This is a genomic window from Streptomyces sp. NPDC001914 (assembly GCF_042891215.1).
In the GTDB taxonomy this organism is placed as follows: domain Bacteria; phylum Actinomycetota; class Actinomycetes; order Streptomycetales; family Streptomycetaceae; genus Streptomyces.
Genome location: NZ_JBIASW010000007.1, coordinates 70026 through 93039, shown reverse-complemented (window position 1 = coordinate 93039; position 23014 = coordinate 70026). Strand labels below are relative to the sequence as shown.

Genomic DNA, 23014 nt, shown 5'->3' with positions numbered 1-23014 from the left:
CCGCCGTAAAGACGTTTGGGATTCGACCAATCCACCCCGGCGACCGCTCCGAATGGCGTGCGTCAGGCAAGTTGGACAGAGGACGGACGGCATGACACCTATCTCCAGGAGCGGCGCGGGTAGCAGGACTCTCGCGACCCTCGTATGCGGTGCGCTGGCTGCCGGGGGGCTCGCGGCCGCCGGTGCGACGGCGCTGACGCCGGGGGCGGCCTCCGCCTCCAGCCACCGGGAAGCCCCGCTGATCTCGGGCACTCCCCAGTACGACAACACGGACGTGTACGCCTTCGTCAGCCCGGACAAGCCGGACACGACGACGATCGTGGCGAACTGGATCCCCTTCGAGGAACCCGCGGGCGGCCCGAACTTCTACACGTTCGCCGACGACGCCCAGTACGACATCCACATCGACAACAACGGTGACGCGCAAGGTGAGTTGATCTACCGCTACACCTTCAAGACGCACCGCAAGAACGGCAACACGTTCCTCTACAACACGGGTCCGGTCACCAGCCTCGACGACCCGGACCTCAACATCACCCAGACGTACGACATCGATCTGCTGCGGCTGCACAACCAGCGGCTGGTCTCGAAGACGAAGGTCGCGGACGACGTCCCGGTCGCTCCGTCCAACGTCGGCAAGGCGTCGATGCCGGACTACGCGAAGCTGCGCTACCAGGCGGTGTCCAAGCTCGCCGGCGGCTCGACCACGTTCGCCGGCCAGGCGGACGACCCCTTCTTCCTGGACCTGCGCGTCTTCGACCTGCTGTACGGCGGGAACCTGACCGAGGTCGGGCGGGACACCCTCAAGGGCTACAACGTCAACTCCATAGCCCTGCAGGTCCCGAACGACATGATCCGCGAGTCGGAGGGCCAGCCGGTCGTCGGCATCTGGTCCACCACCCAGCGCAGGGACGCCCGCGGCCACTACACCCAGGTCTCGCGTCTCGGCATGCCGCTGGTCAACGAGGTCGTCAACCCGCAGAAGGACAAGGACAAGTTCAACGCGTCCGCGCCCTGGGAGGACGCCCAGTTCCTGAAGAACGTGACCAACCCGGAGCTGCCGAAGCTCATCGAGGCGATCTACAAGATCAAGGCCCCGGCCGAGCCCCGCAACGACCTGGTGGACGTGTTCCTGAAGGGCGTCAAGGGCCTCAACCAGCCGCCGCACGTGCGTCCGGCCGAGGAACTGCGCCTCAACACCTCGATCAAGCCGACCATGCACCCCAAGCGGCTCGGTGTCCTCGACGGTGACAACGCGGGCTTCCCGAACGGCCGCCGTCTCACGGACGACGTGATCGACGCCTCGCTCCAGGTCGTCGAGGGTGAACTGGTCGGTTCCAAGAACGACTTGGGTGACGCGGTCGACAAGAACGACAAGAAGTTCGAGAAGTCGTTCCCGTACGTGGCCCAGCCGACCTCCGGTTCGCGCGGCGCGCTCGCCAAGGGCACGACCAGCGGGACCGACGTGCGCAGCCAGCTCGGCGACGCGCTGCAGCCGGCCGGCGCCGGCTCCGGCGGCGGCACCGACACCGTGCTGATCGCGGGCTCGGCCGCGGCGGGCGCCGCGGGCATCCTGCTCATCGGCTCCGGTCTGCTGTGGTGGCGCCGACGGATGTACAACCGGGCCTACTGACCCGGCGCCGGGTCCGCCGACCCGGCTCACCGACTGGCGCGGCCCGCACGCAGTTCGAACCCCCCACGGTGCGGGCCGCGCCGCCCCACCCCCCACGACGACCGTTTCACCAAGGACTTTGAGGAGAGGGCATGTCCTCGCGTACGAACGACAACGCGACGCCGGACGCCGAAAGGGCCACGCCCGACGAGAACACCGTGGGGGCCGTGCCCGCCGAGAAGACCGCGGAGGCGACCGCGGCCGGGGAGACCCCGGCCGGCCCGGAGGCCCCGGTCACCCCGGAAGCCCCGGAAGCCCCGGAAGCCCCGAAGACAGTGCCCGGTGCGGACACCCGCGCCGAGGACACCTCCGAAGGCACCGGCACGGACGGCGCCGCAGACACCACCCAGGACACCGCCCAGGACGGCACCGAGTCCGGCGCCGACGAGCGGGTGGCCGCCGTGCGTCGGCTGTCGCAGTCCCAGCGCCGCTGGCGGGCCGCTCAACTCGGTTTCTGCGCGGCGGCGTTGGCCGTCGCCATGACGGCGGGCGCGGTGGTGCTCGGCGCGCTGAGGGACGGCTCCACGACTCCCGCCGTCGCGGCCGTCTCCAACGGCGTGTCCCCACAACTGCTCGCGAGCGGCGACCTCGACGCGAGCGTCCTCTCTCTCCAGACCCATCTCCGCGCCCAGCCAAAGGACTTCGGCGGCTGGTCCACGCTCGGTCTCGCCTACGTCGAACAGGCCCGCACCAAGGGCGACCCCTCCCGCTATCCCCAGGCGCAGAAGGCGCTCGACAAGTCCCTGAAGCTGCGGCCCGACTACGATCCCGCGCTCGCCGGACGGGCCGCCCTCGCCGCCGCCCGGCACGACTTCACCGGCGCGCTGAAGTACGCGGACCTCGCGCTGCAGCAGAACCCCTACAGCGAACGCGCGCTGTCCTCCCGCATCGACGCCCTCGTCGAACTCGGCCGGTACGACGAGGCGTCGAAGGCCGCGGACCTGGCGGACTCACGGCGCCCGGGCGTCCCGGTCTTCACGCGGTACGCCTACGTCCACGAGCTGCGCGGCGACGTGAAGACCGCCCGCCGGGTCCTGGAGCAGGCGCTCGCGACGGCGACCAGCCGCGGCGACATCTCGTACGTCGCGTCCGCGCTCGGCCAACTCGCCTGGAACCAGGGCGACTACCGGTCCGCCCTCACCTACTACGCCCGCGCCCTCGCCGCCGACGACGCCTACCTCCCCGCCCTCGAGGGCCGGGCCCGCACCCAGGCCGCGATGGGCGACCGCGCGGCGGCGATCAAGGGGATGGAACTGGTCGTGCAGCGCTTCCCCCTCCCCCAGCCTCTCGTCGAACTCGGCGAGCTGTACGAGGCACGGGGCGCCGCCGGAGACGCGCGGAAGGCCCGCGACCAGTACACGCTCGTGAACGCCTGGATCTCCCTCGCCCACGCCTACGGCGTCAACGCCGACCTCGACACCGCGCTGGCCGCCGCCGACCACGGCGACCACAAGGCGGCGCTCGCCGCGGCCCGCGCCGAATGGGCGCGCCGGCACACCGTGCACACCGCGGACGCGCTCGCCTGGGCCCTGCACGTGTCGGGCCGGGACGCGGAGGCCCTGCCGTACGCGCGCCGGGCCACGGCGACGGGCTACCGCAACGCCTCCTTCCTCTACCACCTCGGCGTCATCGAGAAGGCCACCGGCCACACCGGCGAGGCCCGCACGGCGCTGAAGGCGGCCCTCGACCTCAACCCGGGCTTCTCTCCGCTGGGCGCCCACGAGGCCCGTGAGGCACTGGAGGCCGTGAAGTGAGGGCGCCCCGGTTCCTCGCCCTGTGCGGCACGGTCCTGACCGCGGCCTGTGCGCTCGTCGTGGTCCCCTCCGGGTCCGCGAGCGCGCATCCGCTCGGCAACTTCACGGTCAACCGCTACGACGGACTCGTCGCCGCCCCGGGGCAGTTGCGCGTCGATCACGTCGAGGACCTGGCCGAGATCCCCGCCACCCAGGCCAAGCCGGACATCGAACGGCTCGGCATGGCCGACTGGGCCCGGCAGCGGTGCGACACCGCCGCGCGCGACAGCGAGGTCACGGTGAACGGGCGCGCGGTGACGCTGTCCGTGGGCACGAGCACGGCACGCCTGCGGCCGGGTCAGGCGGGACTCGACACCCTGCGTGTGGAGTGCCGGCTGACGGCTCCGACGTCCGGCGCCGGCACGCTCACCGTCGGCTTCCACGGCGCGGGCGCCGACCACGGCCCCGGCTGGCGCGAGATCACCGCCCAGGGCGACCGGATGACGCTCGTCTCCTCCGACGTACCGCGGAAATCCGTCTCGGCGGAGCTGACCGAGTACCCGAAGGCACTGCTCTCCTCGCCCTCCGACACCGCCACCGCCTCGCTGCGGATCCGCCCCGGCGGCCCCGCCCTCGTCGAGGAGCGGCGCGACGCCCCGGCCGCCTCCGTGCTCCCGCGCGGCGCCGACCGCTGGACCCAGGCCCTGAACAACCTCGTGGCCCGGCACGATCTCACCTTCGGCTTCGCCGCCCTCGCCCTGCTCATCGCCGTGGGCCTGGGCGCGATGCACGCGCTCGCGCCGGGCCACGGCAAGACCCTGATGGCCGCGACGGCGGCCGCGCGCGGGGGCCGGGCCCGGTTCAAGGACGTGCTGCCGCTCGCCGCCTCGGTGACGGTCACCCACACGCTCGGGGTCGTCGCGCTCGGTCTGCTGGTCACCGCGGGCTCCGCGGCCGCCCCCTCCGTGATCGCCTGGCTGGGCGTGTCCAGCGGTGTCCTCGTCATGGGGGCGGGCGCCACACTCCTGCGCCGGGCCTGGCGCCACCGACCTGCCGCACACGCGCACGAGCACGAGCACGGTCATGCTCATGGGCACGGCCACGACCATGGGCATGGGCATGGGCATGGGCATGGCCACAGTCATGCGCGCGACCACCACCACGACCACACCTCCGCTCCCGGGCATGAGCACCCGCACGATCACGGCCAGGACCGGGTCCCGGCCCATCCCCATCCCCACGACCACGACCACGACCACGGACCGGGCCACACTCACGACCACGAACACCCGCCCGTCCCCGCGCACACGCACGACCACGAACACGAACACGACCACAGTCACGACCACGTGGACGTCTCGCGCCCGCTGGTACTGGCCCATGCCACCGCGTCCGCCACGACCGGCACCTCCACCGCGACGGCGACAGCGACGGCAACCCGGCCCCAGGACCAAGCACACCCGCACCCGCTCGACCACAGCCATGACCACGACCACGACCACGGTCACGACCACCAGCACCACGCGGCCGGGACCCCCCACTCCTCCACCCTCGAACACACCCACGGCGGCTTCACCCACACCCACGAGATCGCGCCCACCCTCCGTGGAACGATCCTGCTCGGCTTCGCCGGTGGGCTGGTGCCCAGTCCGTCGGCGGTCGTCGTCCTGGTGGGCGCCGCGGCGCTCGGCCAGGCCTGGTTCGGCCTTCTTCTCGTGCTCGCGTACGGCGTCGGACTGGCCCTGACGCTGACGGCCGCCGGGTTCGCCGTCGTCAAGCTCGGCAGCGGCGTGAACCGCGCCCTCGCCGGACGCCGGCGGTGGGCCGAGGGACGCCTCGTGCTCCTCGTCCGCAGGACCGCGCCCCTCGGCTCGGCGCTGATCGTCGTGGCTCTCGGGGCCGGATTGGTGCTCAAGGGGGCGGCATCCGTACTCGGCTGAGGTACTTTTGGGGAGAAATCGCGCGGATGCGAATGGGGGACGCACGTGTCCGAAGATCCGGGCAGTGAACGTGTGATCGCGGGGCGCTACCGGCTGCTCTCGCCCTTGGGCGAAGGCGGGATGGGCACGGTGTGGCGCGCTCGCGACGAAGTGCTGCAACGCGAGGTCGCCGTGAAGGAGGTCCGCGCCCCTGCCGGACTTCCCGACTCCGAGATCGAGCGGATGTACGCGCGTCTGGAGCGGGAGGCGTGGGCGGCGGCCCGTGTCTCCCACCGCAATGTCGTGACGGTGTACGACGTGGCCATGGAGGACGGCCGGCCCTGGATCGTGATGGAGCTGATCCGCGGGATCGCCCTCTCCGATCTGCTGGACGCCGAGGGGCCGCTGGATCCGCAGCGCGCCGCCCACATCGGCGCCGAGGTCCTCGCCGCGCTCCGCGCCGCCCACGAGGCGGGGGTCCTGCACCGGGACGTCAAACCGGGCAACGTCCTGATGGCGAACGACGGACGGGTCGTCCTGACGGACTTCGGCATCGCGACGGTCGAGGGCAGCTCCGCCCTGACCATGACGGGCGAGGTCATCGGATCGCCGGAATTCCTCGCCCCGGAGCGGGCGTTGGGGCGCACCCCCGGTCCCGAGTCGGACCTGTGGTCGCTCGGCGTGCTGCTGTACGCGGCGGTCGAGGGCAACTCGCCCTTCCGGCAGCCCACTCCGCTGAGCACCCTGCGGGCCATCGTCGACGAACCGCTGCCGCCGCCCCTTCACGCGGGCCCGCTCGCCCCCGTCATCGAGGGGCTGCTCGCCAAGGACCCGGCCGAGCGGACGAGCGCCGAATCCGCCGAGCACGAGATGCGCGTGGTCGCGGCGGGCGGTACGGCGCCCACGCGCCCCCAGGGCGTCACGCCCCGCTCGTCCGAGGCTCCGACGGTCGGGGCGTTCGGAGTTCCGGCGCCGTCCTCCGCGACACCGCCCCAGGGGTTCGGCCCGCCTCCGGCGACCCTGGCCTCGGCCACCCCCGCGGCGGAGCCCGACCGCAACCGCCGGGCGACCGTCGCCATCATCGCGGGCCTGGTCGCGCTGGCACTCGCCCTCGGCGGACTGACGTACGCCCTGCTGAACAAGGACGACGGCGGCGGGAACACCGGGCAGGGGAACAGCAGTGGCGGCACCGGCACCACCGCGGCCGGCGGGACCTCGGGCGGCACGAAGAGCGAGAGTGCCACCGCCGGTGCGACCGGCGGTCAGAGCCCTTCCAGCAGCGCTCCGGAGAGCGGGAGTCCGACCAGCGCCCCGCCCGCGCAGTCCGTCCACGTCACGGTCTCGGGGCATCACACCGACTACCGCGGTACGTGTCCGCCGCCTAGTGCCGAGGCTCCCTCGTTCACGGCGACGTTCACCGTGGGCCGGGTTCCGGTGGATGTCGAGTACCGCTGGGTGACGAAGACCGGCGAGGTGACCGATCCGGGCTGGAAGACGCTGTCGTTCCCCGCGAACGGCGGCCGGACGCAGCAGAAGACGGTCGTGGCGACGACGTACGACACGAGCGGGGAGTTCGCCAACTCGATCAGCGTGGAGGTGCGCAGCCCGGTGCGCGTGACCTCCGACTCCGTTCCGTTCACCATCACGTGTGAGACGGAGACCCCGACGGACGGGGCCTCCGCATCCGTGTCCGCCACGCCCTGAGGGGCGGGCGGTGTCCCTGGCAGGGCGGGCGTCCTCCCTGCCGGGACGGGTGTTCTCTCGAAGGGTTCCGGGGTGGGGACCCGGAGTCCGGGGTGGGGGCCCGGAGGTCAGACGGCTCCGGAGAAGGCCGGCAGATAGCCGCCGGAGTGACCGGCCGCCGTCGGGTGGTACGACACACCGATGTCCAGCCAGTTCAGGCTGTGCAGCCATGCGCTGCCCGAGCAGATCTCGTGTCCGGCGAAGGTGCCCCTGACGTCCGCGAAGGTGAAGCCGTGGGCGGCGGCACGGGCGGCGATGGCGCTGTCCAGGTAGTCGGCCGCGCCGTTGATGGCGGACCGTTCGGTCTCCGAAAGACCGGTCAGGCAGCTTCCGTTGAGCTTGTAGAAGCGGGGGTAGCCGAGGACGACCACGTGGGCGGCCGGGGCCTTCGCGCTGATCGCCGAGTAGACCGAGTCGAGCTTGCCGGGGAGTGTGGAGTCGACGTACGCCTTCGCCGTGGCGATGCGTGACAGGCAGGAGCTCTCGGACTGCAGGACACAGGTCGTCATGACGTCCGAGAAACCGGCGTCGTTGCCGCCGATCGTGATCGAGACGAGGCCCGTGGAGGAGCTGAGCGGGCCGAGCTGATTCGCCGTGACATCACCCGTACGAGCGCCCGAGCAGGCGGTGAAGTCGAACGACGAGGGTGAATGGGCGGCCTTCCACAGGTAGGGGTACGCCTTCGTGCTGCGGTCGCAGTCACCGCTGGAGCTGATGTAGCTGCCCGCTCCGACGCCGGAGGAGTAGGAGTCACCGAGCGCCACGTAGCCGGTGGCCGCCGCGGTTTGCGCCTCGGCCGCCGCCGCCCCGGTGAGGGCGAGGCCGGCGGCCAGGAGGAGTGAGGTCATGTATGCCGAAATTCTGGGACGTCTCATGGAACCTCCCTTTAGCAGGATCTCTGCCACAACTTTGGTAGCAGCTACGCGTGTTGACAGGAAGTGTCCATGCCAAGACTCTTAGGCAAGAAGTACTGAATCCGCCCCGTTCATCACATATTTCGCTACATATCCATGACAGTTGAATGACGGCCGGATGACACGGGAGCACGACCCGTCAACTCCCGGAGGCCTAGCAGAGAACGACGGCCGTCCGGCCCGGGACCGCCGTAACACCCTTGGGGAACAAGAGGGAGGGGATACACCCGAAGAACGGAACCGGGCGCGACACACGCGACGCACCGCGGAAACCGGGTGCACGGGGCGCCCGTGTGACAGATCATGGCGACATGTCTGCGAACCCACACGACGCTCTGCCGATCAGGCTCAACGTCGACGACAGCGACTCGCCGTCGGACGTCGTCGACGCGCTGTTCCTCGGTCGCTTCGCGACGGGCGAGCAGCCGCACTCGCACGCGGCGAACATCGACCGCGTACGGTCCGGGGCCACGCTGCTCCCGCCGGGGGCCAGGGTGCTGCGCTCCGCGCGCGACGACGACCGCAGCGCCACCCTCGCCGAGGGCGACGGCTGGACCCTGCTGGTGTCCCGCTGGAACCGCGGCGCCGACGTGACGGTGACGGCAACCAGCGTCGAGCTCGCCGAGAAGGTCCTGAAGCAGGCCACGGACGGCGCGGCGGACGAACCCGAACCGCAGCCGGAGAACGTCACGATGGGGTTCTGGTACGTGTCACCGCGCCGGGGACCGCACCGCACGACCCGGCAGATCTCGGCGGGCACCTGGGAGGAGGTCCGCCCCAACTACACGGCGCCGGTGGCGGACGCCATGGACCGTCTGATGAAGACGACGCCGGAGGACATCGCGGGCAGGCTGCTCCTGCTCCACGGCCCGCCCGGCACGGGCAAGACCTCCGCCCTGCGCACGCTGGCCCGCTCCTGGCGCGACTGGTGCCAGGTCGACTGCGTCCTGGACCCCGAGCGTCTGTTCTCCGACGTCGGCTATCTGATGGACATCGCGATCGGCGAGGAGGACGGCTCCGGCAAGGGCCGCTGGCGGCTCCTCCTCCTGGAGGACTGCGACGAACTGATCCGCGGCGAGGCGAAGCACACGGCGGGCCAGGCGCTGTCCCGGCTGCTCAACCTCACCGACGGACTGCTCGGCCAGGGCCGCAACGTCCTCGTGGGTGTCACCACCAACGAGGACCTGGAGCGCCTGCATCCCGCCGTCGTCCGCCCCGGCCGCTGCCTCGCCCGGATCGAGGTCGGAGCGCTCACCCGTCGCGAGGCGGTGGGCTGGCTGGGCACCGAGGAAGGCATCTCGCGCGAGGGCGCGACCCTCGCGGAGCTGTACGCCCTGCGCCGCGGGACGACCCCGACCTCGGTCCCGGACCAACGCGAGGGCGCGGACGCGGGGCTGTATCTGTAGCCGCCCCCGGCCCGAGCCCGGGCTGCCGGGTCGGGCTGCCTGCTCACGGCGTGGCCCGGTGGCTAGTCGGCGGCCTCGAAGGCCGCCCGCAGGGCGTCCCGTACGGCGTCCAGTGCGGCGTCCTCGGTCAGGCCGAGCCGGCGCGCGCGCTCGGCGTAGGCCTGCGCGGCCGACGCCGCCTCGCGGGAAGCGGCGTCCTCGGCGGCCGCCACGAACGTGCCGTTGCGGCCCCGCGTCTCGATCACCCCGTCCGACTCCAGCGCCCGGTAGGCCTTGGCGACGGTGTTGGCCGCGAGGCCGAGCGACTCCGCCAGCCCCCGTACCGTGGGCAGCTTGTAGCCGACCGGCAGCACTCCGGACCGGGCCTGCTCGGAAATCTGGGCGCGCACCTGCTCGTACGGCGCGGCCCCCTCTGCGATGCGGATCTTCAGGGTCACCCGGCGATTGTCCCGTACGCGCGCGAAAATGAGAGGCACCCGCCCGCGGCGCCCGCGTAACGTGCGATCACATGACCGTGATCGTTCGCGAGCTGCGGCACGGGGACCCGGTGGACGCCGCGGACTTCGCGCGCATCCGTCACCAAGCCCTCCCGTTCATGCTCTTCACCCCCGAGTCCGTCGCCTACGACCTGGAACGGGCCCATCCGGACTCCCACTACCAGCCGTTGCTGGCCGAGGAGGACGGGGAACTGATCGGCACCGCGCAGGTGGGCCTCGTGTACGACAGCCCGGAGCCCGGCCAGGCAAGCCTCAACATCTACGTGCACCCGCGGCGGACGGGACGCGGCGCGGGCTCGCTGCTCGCCCGCGTCGCCGAGGAGCGGCTGGCCGCGCTGGGCGCGACCAGGCTGCACTCCTGGGTCCTGGACACACAGCGGAACCGCGCCTTCGCCGAGAAGCGGGGCTATCGCGCCGCCCGCCCGGCGCACTTCCTCCGCCTGGACCTGGCGAACGGCACCCTGCCCCCGCTCCAGTCCCCGCCGGACGGTGTGGAGTTGCGCACCGGGGCGGACTTCGCCGACGACCCGCGCCCCCTGTTCCTGCTCGACGCGGAGACGGTGATCGACGAACCGAGCGACACGGAGCGCGAGTTCACCGACTACGACGCCTGGCTGACGGAGACGTGGAACCACCCTCTCCTGAACCGTGAGCTCACGTCCGTCGCGCTCGTCGACGGACGCCCCGCGGCGTTCAGCGCGGCCCGCACCGACGGCGGCACCCGCTACGGAACCGTGATGACGGGCACAAGCCGCGCCTTCCGGGGCCGGGGTCTGGCCAAGCTCGCCAAGAACCACTCCCTGCACCGGGCCCGCGCGGCCGGCTTCACGGACGCGTTCACGGGCAACGACGCCGGCAACGGGCCGATGCTGGCGATCAACACCTGGTTCGGTTATGAAATCTGCGCAACGGAGGTGAAGTATGTCCGTGACCTCGGCTGACACGCCCGGCACGCTGGAGATCGTACTCGTCAAGGCGGGCCGTACGAAGATCAGTTACCCGGCCGAACTGCTCGCCGACGACGGCACCCGGGTGATCGTGCGCGCCCCCTGGGCCGGGGACGGCGTCCGCGACTTCGGCTTCGTGCGGTTCGAGAAGGGCGACATCTTCACCGAGTACTACTGGCGGGACCGCTGGTACTCGGTGAAGGAGGTCCGGGACGCCGGAGGTGAACGCAAGGGCTGGTACTGCGACATCACCCGTCCGGCCACCGTCTCCGCGGGCCGGCTGGTCGTCGAGGATCTCGACCTCGACCTGTGGCGCTCGGCCGACGGCGGGGACGTACGACGCCTGGACGAGGACGAGTTCGCGGAGAGCGGCCTGACGACCACCGACCCGGCTGCCGCGGCCGCCGCCGAGAAGGCCCTGGACGACCTCGAACACCTGGCCCGCGAGGGCGGCTTCGAGGACCTGCTCGCCTAGGGCGGGTCCGCCCCGGGACCCGCTCGAGGACTGGCCTCCCCGCGGACCTTTCCGTGGACTGGCCTCTCCGCGGGCCCGTCCGTGGACTGGCCTCTCCGCGGCCCCGTCCAGAGACTGGCCTCTCCGCGGCCCCGTCCGGTGAGACTGCCGAACGCGCCCTTCGGCGAGTCGGCTCGGCAACCTCTCCCAGGACCCTCCCCCGGCAACCTCACGAAGCGGAGCGGCACCGCCCGGCGACCGGCTCCGCCCGGTGCCCCTCCGTGAACGGTGCCGTTCCGTGAACGGTGCCGCTCAGAAGCGGGCCACCACCGCGTACCGCTCGTCCTCGACGTCCCGGCCCCAGAGTCGCGCGTCGGCCGACAACGGCTCCAGCCGCAGGTCGGCGGGGTCGGACAGCAGGGGCCGGAGCAGGTCGGCCATCCGCTCGGCGGATATGCCGACGGGACTCAGGGTCCCCCACACCCCTTCGACGAGCACCAGCCGCCCTCCCGGGCGCAGCAGCCCGCGCCAGTGGCGCAGCACGCGCGCGGGATCGGGCAGCGTCCACAGCACATGACGGCTGAGCAGGACGTCGAAGCGCTGCTCTCCGACGGGCGGCGCCACCGCGTCACCGACGAGGAAGGCCGCGTCCCGCCCGGCCAGCTTGGCGCGGGCCCGGTCGATCATGCCGGGCGCGAGGTCGACTCCGGTGACCCGGTGGCCCTGCTCGGACGCTATGAGCGAGAGACTGCCGGTGCCGCAGCCGACGTCGAGCAGATCACCGGGCTTCTCGGGCAGCCAGTCCCGCAGCCGCCCCGCCCAGGCACCTCGGATCTCGGGATCGCGCAGTCCGTGGTCGGGCTCCTCGTCGAACGTGCCCGCCTCCGCGTCCCAGTCGAAGCCCGCCCCTGCATGCGTACCGCTGTCGCTCACCATGCGTTCCACGATGTCACCCACCACTGACAATCGGTCGTCGCCGGCGCGGACGGCCGGTGGGTGACTCTCGGCGGGGTGGGGTGGGTGACGGTCGGTGGGGGTGAGTGACCGTCGGTGGGTGGGTGACGGCCGCCACAGACAGATCGCGGCCGATGAGGAACTCTCCCCGAAAGGGTCTACCTCCGTACAACCGCGGAATCCGGTAGACGCCCGAGGAGGCAGCCATGCGCCGTGTGACCGTGCAGAAGCCCCTGAGGAAGTCGGACTCCCGCCGTGTACGGGACGAGTCCGACGAGCGCCCCGCCGAGCGCCCGGAGGTCCGGAAGGACATCGCGCGCACCTGGTGGCCGGACGGCTGAGCCGGCGTGCCGTGCCCGGCGCGCGGTCAGCCGGATCAACGGTTCAGCCGCTTGCGGTAGTGGATCCGGTCGTAGGGCCCGTCGGTGCGCCGCTCGGCGACCTCGTACCCGTAGCGCGGGTAGATCTTCTGGTTCTCCCACATCATCGCGTTGGTGTAGAGCCTGATCTCGTCGAGTCCGAGTGCCCGCGCGTGCGCGTCCACGAAGCGCAGCAGCCGGCCCCCGATGCCCTGACCGTGGACATCGGGCCGGACCGCGATGATGTCGAGATACAGATGGTCCGGGCGCTCCTCGACGACCACGAGCCCGAGGACCGGGTCCCCCGTGACGAACACCCGGCCCGCGGCCACGTTCGCCGCGTGGTCCGCCTCCATGGGCACCGGTACGAGCCCGATGCGCTCCACGTAGGGCTGGAAGGCCGCGTCGATCACGGCTTTCACGACGGGCACGTCGGCGGCGACGGCCGCCCGTACCCCGAACCCCTCGGGCGTCACCCCTGATTCCCCGGACGTCTCCGCCATGCCCGCACCCACCTGCCCACTTGATCGCGATCCCGGAAGTCCTCCGGGACACCGTAAGCACCCCATGACCTCCTGGGAGGGCATTTTCCCAGCTCAGGAGGAGGCCATGGGGTGCGGATGCTTGCTCAGTCGCAGGTCATGAGGTGCCGGTACTCGGGCGGAGGCTGGGCCGCCGAGGCTCAGACGGTCCGCCTGACGACGACCGAACCGGCCATGGAGTCCACCAGGTTCTGCTTCTCGCTGCCGAAGATCTTGAACAGGTTGACCCAGGCGGCGATGGTCAGCGTGATCGCGCTGAGGAAGCCCAGCACCACGCCGGCCAGCAGGAAGTTGCGGACGAACAGCTCGCCCCAGGTCAGCCGGACGCCGGTGTCCTTCTTCACCACGCTCAGGCCCATGAGCTTCTGGCCCGGGTTCGCCGAGTCCGAGGACCAGGTGATCATGGCCCAGATCAGCCAGCCGATGCCCAGGGTGACGACCATCAGCAGAAGGTTCAGCAGGTAGGCGACGAAACGCGCGCCGGCGCCCACGCGCAGTTCCTTCGGCACGGTCTGCACGTACACCGCGTAGCCCGCCATCGGGACGGGGACGACGGGCGCGGCGTGACCGGCGGGCACGACCGGAGCGGGCCCGAAGCCCGGCGCCTGCGTCGGGGCCGGCGCGGCCGGCGCGGCCGGCGCGGCCGGGGTCTGGGCCGGGGCTTCGGACGTCTTGTTCAGGTCCATGGCACTGCTCCTCAAAGGGTCGGGACATTCAGGGGTGTTGGGAAAGGCGTGCCTGCACATGCCGCTCGCGGTACGGGTTCCGCGGCGGCGGGCGCGGTGGGGCGGGATCGGGGCGCGGCGGGTCCCCCGGCCCTCACAGCGGGAGGAGCCGGTCACGACCGGAGCCGATCACCGTCCGTCGTCGTGGTCGGCCGGGTTCGGCGCGGGACGGACAGGTGCTCATGTGCTTCCCCGAGGGACTGGGCGGCCCGAGGGCCTGTGGGTGGAACCGCGCGAACCCCCCGACCACCCGGACGCGTCAGGGGGCCGGATGCCGGCTGGGGAACCGGCATGCGGCATGCGGTCCGCCGATGCGGCCACGCCTCGAGCGCCGAACCGACAGAGGGTTCTCCACGTTGTGAAGATCTTGTGGCTGCTGCGTGTGCAATTGATAGCAGCAGCCACAGACTCTTGCAATATGCATGCGCTGTCGAGATGCCCCTGACCGGCGAAAACGATGAACCACGCCTCGGCGAATCTTGTTCGGCGACATGACCACATCCCCGTAAAGATCTTCACAAACCACCCAGGCGACATGACACACCGTCACCCGCCGGACGGAATCGGTCGCTTGGAGTGACCACCCTCACGCAGGAAACGGCACCGATCCGTGACCTGCCGCTTCCCACCCACCAGACGACCCGCCCACCCGGTACGCCGCCCGCCCAGCAGACGGCCCGCCCACCCGGAACGGACCCTTCAACCCCTGTTCCTGAGCCCCCCGTTAGCCCCGCCTTAACGGCACCATAAGGATCTCCCCCACCCGCCCTCAGCAGGCGATTCCACGGTTTCTTGGGGCTAGCTTCTGATCACCCCCCACGGGATCCCCGCACGGAACGCCGTGCGGGACTCCCCCACTCACCAGGACCGTTCGAGGAGTTCCCCATGTCCGTACGCCGCAAGGCCGCCGGTGTCGCCGTCCTCGGCGTCACTCCGCTCGCCCTGGCAGCGCTCGCCGCGGTGCCCGCCTCGGCGCACGGCTCGATGGGGGACCCGGTGAGCCGGGTGTCCCAGTGCTACGCGGAAGGTCCGGAGAGCCCCCGGTCGGACGCCTGCAAGGCCGCTGTCGCGGCGGGCGGCACCCAGGCCCTCTACGACTGGAACGGCATCCGCATCGGCGACGCGAACGGGCGGCACCAGGAGCTGATCCCGGACGGCAAGCTGTGCAGCGCCGGCAACACCGAGTTCAAGGGGCTCGACCTGGCGCGCTCCGACTGGCCCGCGACGAGCGTGAGCAGCGGCTCGTACACCTTCAAGTACCGGGTGACCGCGCCCCACAAGGGCACGTTCAAGGTGTACATCACGAAGGCGGGTTACGACCCGTCGCAGCCGCTGGGCTGGGGTGATCTCGACCTTGCGCACCCGGTCGCGACGGCCACCGACCCGGTGGCCTCGGGGGGCTTCTACACGTTCTCCGGCACTCTGCCGGAGCGCTCCGGCAAGCAGCTCCTGTACGCGGTCTGGCAGCGCTCGGACAGTCCGGAGGCCTTCTACTCCTGCTCCGACGTGGCGTTCGGCGGCGCGGGCGGCGGCAAGGGCACGGGCGGCGGCGCTCCCGCGCCGAGCGCCTCCGCGCCCTCCGAGAAGCAGATCGAGGACGGCGGCGACAAGTCGACCGTGGAGCACCACGGCCACGGTGACGACGACGCCTCCACGTCGGCGGAGCCGACCGCGAGCGCGGGCACCGCCGAGGACACCAAGTCGGCAGGTACGGCCGAGGACACCCGGGCCACGGCCGGCGCGACGGACTCCTCGGAGAACCTTCCGGATGCCGCCGGTTCGTCCCGGAGCCTCGCCGAGACCGGTGGCGACGCCTCCACCTCGTACATCGCGATCGGCGGTGCCGCCGCGCTCGCGCTCGGTGCCGCGGCGCTGTTCGCCTCGGTGCGGCGGCGCGCGGCCCCGGACAGCCGTCGGGGGCGCTGACGGCGAACGGCTCCGGGGGCTGACCGGCGGCTCAGGCCGGACAGCCCCCGGCGGCGTGGCCCGCCGTCCGCGTTCCGCGGGCGCGGAACGCGGACGGACGGACGGTCACGCCGGCATGCCCGGGCGGACCACCATGGACGAGTGGTCCGTCGGGCCGGTCAGCTGAAGACCGACGCGCAGTTGGTGGTGGACGCGTGCGCCGGGTCGAGCGCGTTCGCCACCTCGTGGTACGCGATGCGGTCGAAGACCCCGATGGCCACGTGCTCGGAGAGGTCGAGTCCGCACAGGTCCTGCAACAGGACGTTGTGGACGTCGGATCCGCTCAGGTACTCCGACCCGTGCGGCGTGACCACCTCGTCGTACTTGGTGGCGATGACCGTGTAGTGGACGCCGGGGACGGTGTCGCCGCCCGCGTTGAGCTTGGTCATGAACGCGGAGCCGGCGATCTGGTCCGCGAGTCCCGGAGTCGCCGCGGTCAGCAGGTCCTCCGCGCCGGGGAAGTACGGGAGCAGTTTGGTGAGTCCGTTGAGGGTCGTGCCGTGGTTGTCGGGGGCGAGACCGACGAGGGCGTTCACCTTGGCGGCTCCGCCGAGGAACTTGAGGTAGTAGCGGGGCATCATGCCGCCCTGCGAGTGACCCACCAGGTCGACCTTCGCGGCGCCGGTCGCGGTGAGGACCTTGTCGACGTAGACCTGGAGCTGCGCGGCCGACTTGTCGATGGGGCCGAGGCCGTTGAAGAAGGGGACGCCGGGCAACTGCCCGTAGTCGAGCGAGAAGACGCAGTACCCGCGGCTGGTCAGGTAGGGGGCGAGGGCCAGCCAGTTGTCGACGGAGTTCCCGAAGGTTCCGTGGACGAGGACGACGGGGCGGGGGTGTGCGCTGGACGGCTTGCAGGAGTAGTTGTTCCAGCCACTGCTGGGGGCGGAATCAGCTTGTGCTGTGGCAGCGGGGACGACGGCGACCGTGGCGGTCAGGAGCAGCGCGGCCAGGGGTCTGAGCACTCGCTTCCAGGGCAGCATCGGGTGATCTCCTTGCGGCTCAAGGGAGTTGTGGGGGTGTACGCCCAGTGATCCGGATCACGAGGATGCTGTTCACTCGTCAAGTTACGGGCGAGTAGCAGACGTGTGAAGTTACGCGTCAGTAAAAACTTTCAGTGATAACCAGGGCGGCCGCCCCCGGTGACCGAGTGTCACCAGGCGGGCCTGATGGGACCGTAGGGCGCGATGCGCGCCAAACGCGTGCACAACGCGCGCGTTTCACCCTCCCCCAGCACTTCGGCCCACGCCCGCACGGCGTCCGCGGCCGCCTCCTCCGCCGCCCGGGTGCAGGCCCACCCGAGTTCGGTGAGCACGAGGAGCCGGGCCCGCGCGTCGTCGGGGTGCGGACGCCGCTCCACGTACCCCTTGCGGACGAGCTCCTCGACGAGCTGACTGGCGGCCTGCTTTGTGACGCCCAGATGGGCGGCGACCTCGGTGACCGTCGCCCCGTTCGGTGCGAGCCGCGCGAAGGCGAAGCCGTGCGCGGGCCGCACCCCCTCGAATCCCCGGGCGACCACGCCGTCGTGGATACGTTGCGTCAGCTCGCCGGCGGCGGCGAGCAGGGCGGCGGACAGGGCCATGGCCTCGGAGTTCTGCACGAACGCATTCAAACACCCTTGACTATTCGGTCAAGCTGCTTGACCATAATCTCGAAATAAGTAGTCAAGTTGCTTGACCATATTCGAGCGCTTGGCCGGACCCGCCGATTCTGGAGGCACCCGTGCCCGTCGTCCGTTCGTCCGAAGCCGTCGTCCACGAGGTCCACGGCGCCCGTTTCACCTCGTACGCCGCTCCCCGCAGCGGCAGCAAGGAACTGTGCGCCTGGCGCGCGGAGATTCCCGGGGGGCATCAGGCTCCCGTGCACACCGTCAACCGCGAGGAGATCTTCCACCTCCTCTCCGGGGAACTGCTGGTCACCCTGGACGGCCGCACCGAACGGATCACCGCGGGCGACACCGTGATCATCACCCCGGGCGCGACGCTCGGCATCGAGAACCCGGCCCAGGAGGCCGCGCTCTCCTGGGTCACCACGTCCATCGGCCTCCGGGCGGAGCTGGCCGACGGCTCGACCCTCACCCCGCCCTGGGCCAACTAGGGCCTGGAGGGTGTCAGGCGGCCAGTGTCCCGGGGCCGATCACATGCGGGCCGAACCTCGCCCGCGCCCGGTCGGCGACCTCCTCGATGCGGCGGACCTTCTCGTCGACCGGGTCGAAGGTGAGCTGGTGGGAGGCCCGCTCCGCGGGGGTCAGGCCCTCGGCGCGCAGGGCGATCACACGGACCCGGGCGCGCTGGAGGCCGAGCGCCTCGTACATGCGGTACGCGGTGCCGGTCAGCGTCGAGGAGTGGGCGGTCGCCTCCTTGAGGGTGCGGCTGCGGGTGGTCGCGGAGCGGTCGGCGTACCGCACGGTGAGGGTCAGCGTGCGGCAGACCTTCTCCAGGGAGCGCAGCCGGCTGCCGAGCTCCTCGGTCGCGGAGAGTAGTGCCCGACGATGCCGGTCAGGGTCCAACTCGTCGCTCTGGAAGGACCGTTCGGCGGCCAGGGAGCGTGAGGTGGCGTTCGGCACGACCCGGCCGCGGTCGACGCCGGACGCCTTCTCGCGCAGTTCGCGGCCGGGCCGGACGCCGGTGAGGCGCTGCAGCGTGGACAGGGGCGCGGCCGCGACCTTGCCGATGGTGTCGAGGCCGTACTCGCACAGGGTGCGGGCGGTGGCGCCGCCGACACCGGGCAGCGCGGCGACGGGCCGCCCGGCGAGGAACTCCGTGACGGCGTCCGGTTCTTCGGGCACCACCCGGGGCACCCCGGGCACGGCGTCCCGCAGCGCCATCCGCGCGAGCATCGGTCCGGGACCGGCACCGATCACGCAGTCGACGCCGTGCAGGGCGAGTGTCCGCACCCGGATCAGCGAGGCGAACTCGACGGCACCGCGCCCGAAGTACCGCTCCGCGCCCCGCAGATCGAGCAGGGCGCCGTCGGGTGGCAGCGCCTCGACGACGGGGGTGAACTCCTCCAGGACGCCGAGGAGCCGCGGCAGGGCCGCCTCGTGCATCTCGGGCGACTGGAAACGTACGCAGAGGATGGTCATCCCGCACTCCCCGGGCTCTGGTGCCACAACTTCTTTCCACCCGCGGGCCCTTCGCCCGCGGGACGCAGATCGGCCCAGGGGTGCATCTCGTACCCCGTGGGCATCCGGATCGTCCGGCCTCCGGACGGACCGCCGTCGCCGGACGGACCACCGTCGCCGGACGGACCACCGTCATCGGACGGACGGCCGCCACCCGGCCGCCGCGAACCGCCCGGCTCCCCTGGTCCGCCCGGCTTTCGCGCTCCGCCCGGCTCTCCCGGTCCGCCCGGCTTGCGCGGCGCGGGTTCGGCCAGTCGCGCCGCCACCACGTCGAGGCCGCCCTCGGCGCGCAGTTCGGCCAGTTCGGCGAGGTTCCAGGCAGCCGCGCCCACCACGCTGAGGCTGCGCGGACCGCGACGCTGCACCACTCCGCGTACGAGCAGCAGCCAGGAGTGGAAGACGGTGTGGGCGCAGGCGTCGTGGGAGTCGTCGAAGAAGGCGAGGTCGACCAGGCCCGTCCCGTCGTCCAGCGTGCTGAAGATGACCCGCTTGCCGGAGCGGATCGGCGGGGTCTGGGTGGCCGCCTTGGCACCCGCGACCAGGACCGTCTCCCCGTGCCGCGTCTCTCGCAGCCGACGTGCCGTGACCACGCCCAACTCCCCCAGGAACACACGGTGGTCGTCCATCAGATTGCGCGAGGCGTCCATCGAGAGCACGCCGAGCTCGGCGCTCAGCCGCTCCGCCGGGGACAGGTCGGGCAGCCCGGCGGAGGCGGTGTTCCGCCCGCCGGACAGCGGGAGTTGGCCGCCGCCCGCGCCTCGGGAGCCGCGGTGCAGTTCGGTCAGGTGCAGTTGCAGATCACGGCGGTTGGCGCCGAACGCGTCCAGCGCTCCGACCTGTGCGAGCCGTTGGGCCAGCGGCCGGCTCGGCCGGGCCCGTTCCCAGAAGTCGAGCAGCGAGGCGTACGGCTGCCCGTCCGCGATCCGCGCCGCCTCGGCCTCACTGATCCCGTGCACATCGGAAAGCGCCAGCCGAACACCCCAACGACCGGCAGAGCCGGCGGGATCGGCAGAACCGGCAGGCCTGGCAGATCCGGCGGAACCGGCAGGCCTGGCGGAACCAGCAGACCCGGCTCGACCCGCACCACCGGCGGAACCGGCAGACCTGGCGGGACCAGCAGACCCGGCGGGATCGACAGACGCGCCTTGATCTGCATCACCGACGGAACCGGCCCGACCCGCATCATCGGCGGAACCGGCGGAACCGGCAGACCCGGCGAAACCAGCAGACCCGGCGGAACCAGCAGACCCGGCGGAACCAGCAGACCCGGCGGAACCAGCAGACCCGGCGGAACTGACAGAGCCGGCAGGACCGGCAGACCCGGCAAGCCTGGCAGACCCGGCCGGACCGCCGGAATCGGCGGAGCCTGCGCGGTCGTTCCCCGACACGGCCCCCGACCCCAACCCGGGTCCCGACCCCGCCTCGGGTCCCGACCCCGCCTCGGCCCCCGACCCTGCCCCTACCTCCACCCCCGACTCGGACACCAGTTCGATCCGATGGGTGACCGCCGACCGGTTCACGTCCAGCGGCAGGATCGGCACCCCCCGCCGCCGCGCGTCCGCCAGCAGCAGCCGCTTCGGGTACATCCCGGGGTCGTGCGTGAGCAGCCCCGCGTAGAAGGCGGCCGGGTGATGGGCCTTCAGCCACGCCGACTGGTACGTCGGGACGGCGAAGGCGACGGCGTGCGCCTTGCAGAAGCCGTACGACCCGAAGGCCTCGACGATCTCCCAGGTGCGCGCGACGGTCTCGGCGTCGTACCCCTTCGCCGCCGCGTGCTGGGCGAACCAGAACCGGATGCGCCCCTGCGACTCGGGGTCGGAGAGCCCGCGCCGCACCCGGTCCGCCTCGTCGCGTCCGCAGCCGGTCATGATGGCGACGATGTCGATGATCTGCTCGTGGAAGACCACGACTCCGTACGTCTCCTTCAGCGGCCCCTCCAGATCGGGGTGCGGGTAGCGCACCGGCGCCCGGCCGTGCCGCGCCTCGATGAACGGCCGCACCATGTCGGCGGCGACCGGCCCCGGCCGGAAGAGCGAGATGTCGACGACGAGGTCGTGGAAGGTCGCGGGCTGGAGCCGTCCGACCAGGTCGCGCTGGCCCGGCGACTCGATCTGGAAGCAGCCCAGCGTCTCGGTGGACCGGATCAGCCGGTACGTCGCCGGGTCGCCCGGCGCCACCGCGTCGATGTCCGGCCGGTCCCCCGTGGCCCGCTCCACCTCGCCCACCGCGTGCGCCATCGCGGACTGCATCCGCACGCCCAGCACGTCGAGCTTGAGCAGACCGAGGTCCTCGACGTCCTCCTTGTCGAACTGCGACATGGGCAGGCCCTCGCCGCTGGTCGGCACGACCGGTGTACGGGCGAGCAGGGAGGCGTCGGAGAGGAGCACGCCGCACGGGTGCATGGCGATGCCGCGCGGGAGGGCGTCGAGGGCTTCGACGAGGTCCCACAGCTTGCCGTATCTGTCCTTCTCCCCCGCCAGCTCGCGCAGTTCGGGAAGTTCGTCCATGGCCGCGCGGGCGTCACGGGCCCGGATGTGCGGGAAGGCCTTGGCGATCCGGTCGATCTCGGCCGGGTCCAGGGAGAGGGCGGCACCCACGTCGCGGACGGCGTGCCGGACCCGGTAGGTCTCGGGCATGGAGACGGTCGCGACCCGCTCGGTGCCGAACCGGCCGATGATCGCGCGGTAGACCTCCAGACGGCGCGCGGACTCCACGTCGATGTCGATGTCGGGCAGCACCGGGCGGCGCTTGGACAGGAAGCGCTCCATCAGCAGCCGGTGCTCGACGGGGTCGGCGTGCGCGATGCCCAGGAGATGGTTGACCAGGGAGCCGGCCCCGGAGCCGCGCGCCGCGACCCGGATGCCCATCCCACGTACGTCGTCGACGACTTGAGCGACCGTCAGGAAGTAGGAGGCGAAGTTGTGGTGGGCGATGATGTCCAGCTCGTGGTGCATCCGTTCCCAGTACGCGCGCCGGCCGGCGTAGCCGCGCAGCACCATGCCCGCCGCCGCGCGGGAGGCGAGGACGCGCTGGGCGGTGCGCCGGTCCGCGCCGACGAGCCGCGGTTCGGGAAAGTGCACGCCCCCGATGCCGAGGTCGCCTTCGGGGTCGACGCGGCAGGCGGCGGCGGTGGCCCGTGTCTGTTCGAGCAGCCGGTGCGCGGTGTCACGCCGGTAGCCCGCCGCCTCGACGATCCGTTCGGCGGCGGCCAGCATGGCGGCCTCGTCCTTGAGCCAGGCCTCGCCGGAGTCCAGCTCGCGCCGGGGGTCGACGGGGACGAGCCGGCGGGCGGCGTCCAGGACGTCGGCGACCGGGCCGAGGCCCGCGTCGGCGTACCGGACGGCGTTGCTGAGCACGGGACGCACCCGCTGCTCGGCGGCGAAGCCGACCATGCGGGCGGCCAGACGCAGGGAACCGGGGCCGGTGCCCTGACGGCCGTGCCAGACGGCTTCGAGGCGCAGGGCGTCGCCGTAGATCTCCCGCCAGGGCGCGAGCAGCGCGGCCGCGCGGTCGGGGCGGCCCGCGGCGAGCGCGCGGCCGACGTCGGAGCCGGGGCCGAGCAGGACGGTCAGGCCTTCGGCGTGGTTGTCGGACCAGGGCAGCAGCGGCAGACCGTCCGCCTTGCCGCCCGCATGGGTCGCCGTGACGATTCTGCAGAGGTCGGCCCAGCCGGTGGCGCCGTCCCGGGCGAGGAAGGTCGCCCGAGGTGTCGACTCGTCGACGAAGGCACCGCCGCGCACCGGGGTGCGGCGCCGCTCCCCCCGTACCTGCTCCCCGACCGCCAGGTCCACGCCGAACAGCGGACGGATGCCCGCCTTCGCGCAGGCCTTGGCGAACCGGACCGAGCCCGCGAGGGTGTCCCGGTCGGTGAGCGCGAGGGCGTCCATGCCCCGCTCGGAGGCGCGCTCGGCGAGGCGCCCCGGGTGCGAGGCCCCGTACCGCAGGGAGAACCCGGAGGCGGTGTGCAGATGCGTGAATCCCGGCACACACACCTCCCGACCTGTGAGCCTTCACCAGCTCTCGAACACCTGTTCCCAACTACCTCACCCCCACCATAGACCAA

The 23014-nt window shown here is 71.9% G+C and carries 19 protein-coding genes; 10 read left to right on the top strand and 9 right to left on the bottom strand.

The genetic code is table 11. The annotated features are described in order from the left end of the window. Nucleotides 1-91: 91 nt before the first annotated feature. From ACFYYF_RS20855 to ACFYYF_RS20840, 4 genes are all read left to right on the top strand, one after another. Entirely contained in the window at nt 92-1633 is a 1542-nt protein-coding gene (locus ACFYYF_RS20855) for a DUF4331 domain-containing protein (RefSeq protein WP_388777750.1), read from the top strand. Between the two features lie 131 nt (nt 1634-1764). After that, a complete protein-coding gene (locus ACFYYF_RS20850) occupies nt 1765-3426 on the top strand; it encodes a tetratricopeptide repeat protein (RefSeq protein WP_388777747.1) in 1662 nt (553 codons plus the stop codon). Continuing rightward, entirely contained in the window at nt 3423-5345 is a 1923-nt protein-coding gene (locus tag ACFYYF_RS20845; RefSeq protein ID WP_388777744.1) for a sulfite exporter TauE/SafE family protein, read from the top strand. Before ACFYYF_RS20850 ends, ACFYYF_RS20845 begins: the two co-directional genes overlap by 4 nt. A gap of 45 nt (nt 5346-5390) precedes the next feature. After that, nucleotides 5391-7028, top strand: a complete 1638-nt coding sequence (locus ACFYYF_RS20840) for a protein kinase (protein ID WP_388777741.1) — start codon at nt 5391-5393, stop codon at nt 7026-7028. Nucleotides 7029-7135: 107 nt separating this feature from the next. Here ACFYYF_RS20840 and ACFYYF_RS20835 read toward each other — a convergent pair whose 3' ends face one another. Further along, the gene (locus ACFYYF_RS20835; RefSeq protein ID WP_388777738.1) at nt 7136-7942 is read right to left on the bottom strand and encodes an SGNH/GDSL hydrolase family protein; all 807 of its coding nucleotides are present in this window, start codon (nt 7940-7942) and stop codon (nt 7136-7138) included. Between the two features lie 350 nt (nt 7943-8292). On the opposite strand from ACFYYF_RS20835, the gene ACFYYF_RS20830 reads away from it, so the two are divergent. After that, nucleotides 8293-9387: a DUF5925 domain-containing protein gene (locus tag ACFYYF_RS20830; protein ID WP_361679777.1), complete on the top strand. Its 1095-nt coding sequence runs from the start codon at nt 8293-8295 to the stop codon at nt 9385-9387. A gap of 62 nt (nt 9388-9449) precedes the next feature. On the opposite strand, the gene ACFYYF_RS20825 is transcribed toward ACFYYF_RS20830, so the two are convergent. Then, complete coding sequence (locus tag ACFYYF_RS20825) at nt 9450-9824, bottom strand: GntR family transcriptional regulator (protein ID WP_388777736.1); 375 nt, start codon at nt 9822-9824, stop codon at nt 9450-9452. Nucleotides 9825-9895: 71 nt separating this feature from the next. Between ACFYYF_RS20825 and ACFYYF_RS20820 the strand changes: the two genes are divergently transcribed. Next, on the top strand, nt 9896-10825 hold the full coding sequence (locus ACFYYF_RS20820; protein WP_388777733.1) for a GNAT family N-acetyltransferase: 930 nt from the start codon (nt 9896-9898) through the stop codon (nt 10823-10825). Further along, nucleotides 10806-11306 (top strand): DUF402 domain-containing protein, encoded by a 501-nt coding sequence (locus ACFYYF_RS20815; protein WP_388777730.1) that lies wholly within the window; start codon nt 10806-10808, stop codon nt 11304-11306. The genes ACFYYF_RS20820 and ACFYYF_RS20815 overlap by 20 nt, the downstream gene beginning before the upstream one ends. A 291-nt stretch (nt 11307-11597) precedes the next feature. Here ACFYYF_RS20815 and ACFYYF_RS20810 read toward each other — a convergent pair whose 3' ends face one another. After that, nucleotides 11598-12221, bottom strand: a complete 624-nt coding sequence (locus ACFYYF_RS20810; RefSeq protein WP_388777727.1) for a class I SAM-dependent methyltransferase — start codon at nt 12219-12221, stop codon at nt 11598-11600. A 224-nt stretch (nt 12222-12445) separates the two neighbouring features. On the opposite strand from ACFYYF_RS20810, the gene ACFYYF_RS20805 reads away from it, so the two are divergent. Beyond that, nucleotides 12446-12580: a hypothetical protein gene (locus ACFYYF_RS20805; protein ID WP_361679791.1), complete on the top strand. Its 135-nt coding sequence runs from the start codon at nt 12446-12448 to the stop codon at nt 12578-12580. Nucleotides 12581-12615: 35 nt separating this feature from the next. On the opposite strand, the gene ACFYYF_RS20800 is transcribed toward ACFYYF_RS20805, so the two are convergent. Further along, nucleotides 12616-13101: a GNAT family N-acetyltransferase gene (locus ACFYYF_RS20800; protein ID WP_388777723.1), complete on the bottom strand. Its 486-nt coding sequence runs from the start codon at nt 13099-13101 to the stop codon at nt 12616-12618. Nucleotides 13102-13280: 179 nt separating this feature from the next. Then, a complete protein-coding gene (locus ACFYYF_RS20795; RefSeq protein ID WP_388777721.1) occupies nt 13281-13826 on the bottom strand; it encodes an RDD family protein in 546 nt (181 codons plus the stop codon). Between the two features lie 924 nt (nt 13827-14750). Between ACFYYF_RS20795 and ACFYYF_RS20790 the strand changes: the two genes are divergently transcribed. Further along, the gene (locus ACFYYF_RS20790) at nt 14751-15791 is read left to right on the top strand and encodes a lytic polysaccharide monooxygenase (RefSeq protein ID WP_388777719.1); all 1041 of its coding nucleotides are present in this window, start codon (nt 14751-14753) and stop codon (nt 15789-15791) included. Nucleotides 15792-15949: 158 nt separating this feature from the next. Here the strand turns inward: ACFYYF_RS20790 and ACFYYF_RS20785 are convergent, their stop codons facing one another. Both ACFYYF_RS20785 and ACFYYF_RS20780 read right to left on the bottom strand, forming a co-directional pair. Continuing rightward, a complete protein-coding gene (locus tag ACFYYF_RS20785) occupies nt 15950-16810 on the bottom strand; it encodes an esterase/lipase family protein (RefSeq protein WP_388777716.1) in 861 nt (286 codons plus the stop codon). 170 nt (nt 16811-16980) lie between these two features. Further along, a complete protein-coding gene (locus tag ACFYYF_RS20780; RefSeq protein ID WP_388777713.1) occupies nt 16981-17427 on the bottom strand; it encodes a MarR family winged helix-turn-helix transcriptional regulator in 447 nt (148 codons plus the stop codon). 122 nt (nt 17428-17549) lie between these two features. Here ACFYYF_RS20780 and ACFYYF_RS20775 point away from each other — a divergent pair, with 122 nt between their 5' ends. After that, nucleotides 17550-17924, top strand: a complete 375-nt coding sequence (locus ACFYYF_RS20775) for a cupin domain-containing protein (protein ID WP_388777711.1) — start codon at nt 17550-17552, stop codon at nt 17922-17924. 13 nt (nt 17925-17937) lie between these two features. On the opposite strand, the gene ACFYYF_RS20770 is transcribed toward ACFYYF_RS20775, so the two are convergent. Both ACFYYF_RS20770 and ACFYYF_RS20765 read right to left on the bottom strand, forming a co-directional pair. Continuing rightward, complete coding sequence (locus ACFYYF_RS20770) at nt 17938-18912, bottom strand: hypothetical protein (RefSeq protein WP_388777709.1); 975 nt, start codon at nt 18910-18912, stop codon at nt 17938-17940. After that, complete coding sequence (locus tag ACFYYF_RS20765) at nt 18909-22937, bottom strand: DNA polymerase III subunit alpha (RefSeq protein ID WP_388777706.1); 4029 nt, start codon at nt 22935-22937, stop codon at nt 18909-18911. The genes ACFYYF_RS20770 and ACFYYF_RS20765 overlap by 4 nt, the downstream gene beginning before the upstream one ends. Nucleotides 22938-23014: the final 77 nt, after the last annotated feature.

What these genes read in the sequence shown, in the direction of transcription:
- ACFYYF_RS20855 (WP_388777750.1), top strand. Translation starts at nt 92, where the DNA reads ATGACACCTATCTCCAGGAGCGGCGCGGGTAGCAGGACTCTCGCGACC.
- ACFYYF_RS20850 (WP_388777747.1), top strand. Translation starts at nt 1,765, where the DNA reads ATGTCCTCGCGTACGAACGACAACGCGACGCCGGACGCCGAAAGGGCC.
- ACFYYF_RS20835 (WP_388777738.1), bottom strand. Translation starts at nt 7,942, where the DNA reads ATGAGACGTCCCAGAATTTCGGCATACATGACCTCACTCCTCCTGGCC.
- ACFYYF_RS20830 (WP_361679777.1), top strand. Translation starts at nt 8,293, where the DNA reads ATGTCTGCGAACCCACACGACGCTCTGCCGATCAGGCTCAACGTCGAC.
- ACFYYF_RS20820 (WP_388777733.1), top strand. Translation starts at nt 9,896, where the DNA reads ATGACCGTGATCGTTCGCGAGCTGCGGCACGGGGACCCGGTGGACGCC.
- ACFYYF_RS20815 (WP_388777730.1), top strand. Translation starts at nt 10,806, where the DNA reads ATGTCCGTGACCTCGGCTGACACGCCCGGCACGCTGGAGATCGTACTC.
- ACFYYF_RS20810 (WP_388777727.1), bottom strand. Translation starts at nt 12,221, where the DNA reads ATGGTGAGCGACAGCGGTACGCATGCAGGGGCGGGCTTCGACTGGGAC.
- ACFYYF_RS20805 (WP_361679791.1), top strand. Translation starts at nt 12,446, where the DNA reads ATGCGCCGTGTGACCGTGCAGAAGCCCCTGAGGAAGTCGGACTCCCGC.
- ACFYYF_RS20800 (WP_388777723.1), bottom strand. Translation starts at nt 13,101, where the DNA reads ATGGCGGAGACGTCCGGGGAATCAGGGGTGACGCCCGAGGGGTTCGGG.
- ACFYYF_RS20795 (WP_388777721.1), bottom strand. Translation starts at nt 13,826, where the DNA reads ATGGACCTGAACAAGACGTCCGAAGCCCCGGCCCAGACCCCGGCCGCG.
- ACFYYF_RS20790 (WP_388777719.1), top strand. Translation starts at nt 14,751, where the DNA reads ATGTCCGTACGCCGCAAGGCCGCCGGTGTCGCCGTCCTCGGCGTCACT.
- ACFYYF_RS20785 (WP_388777716.1), bottom strand. Translation starts at nt 16,810, where the DNA reads ATGCTGCCCTGGAAGCGAGTGCTCAGACCCCTGGCCGCGCTGCTCCTG.
- ACFYYF_RS20770 (WP_388777709.1), bottom strand. Translation starts at nt 18,912, where the DNA reads ATGACCATCCTCTGCGTACGTTTCCAGTCGCCCGAGATGCACGAGGCG.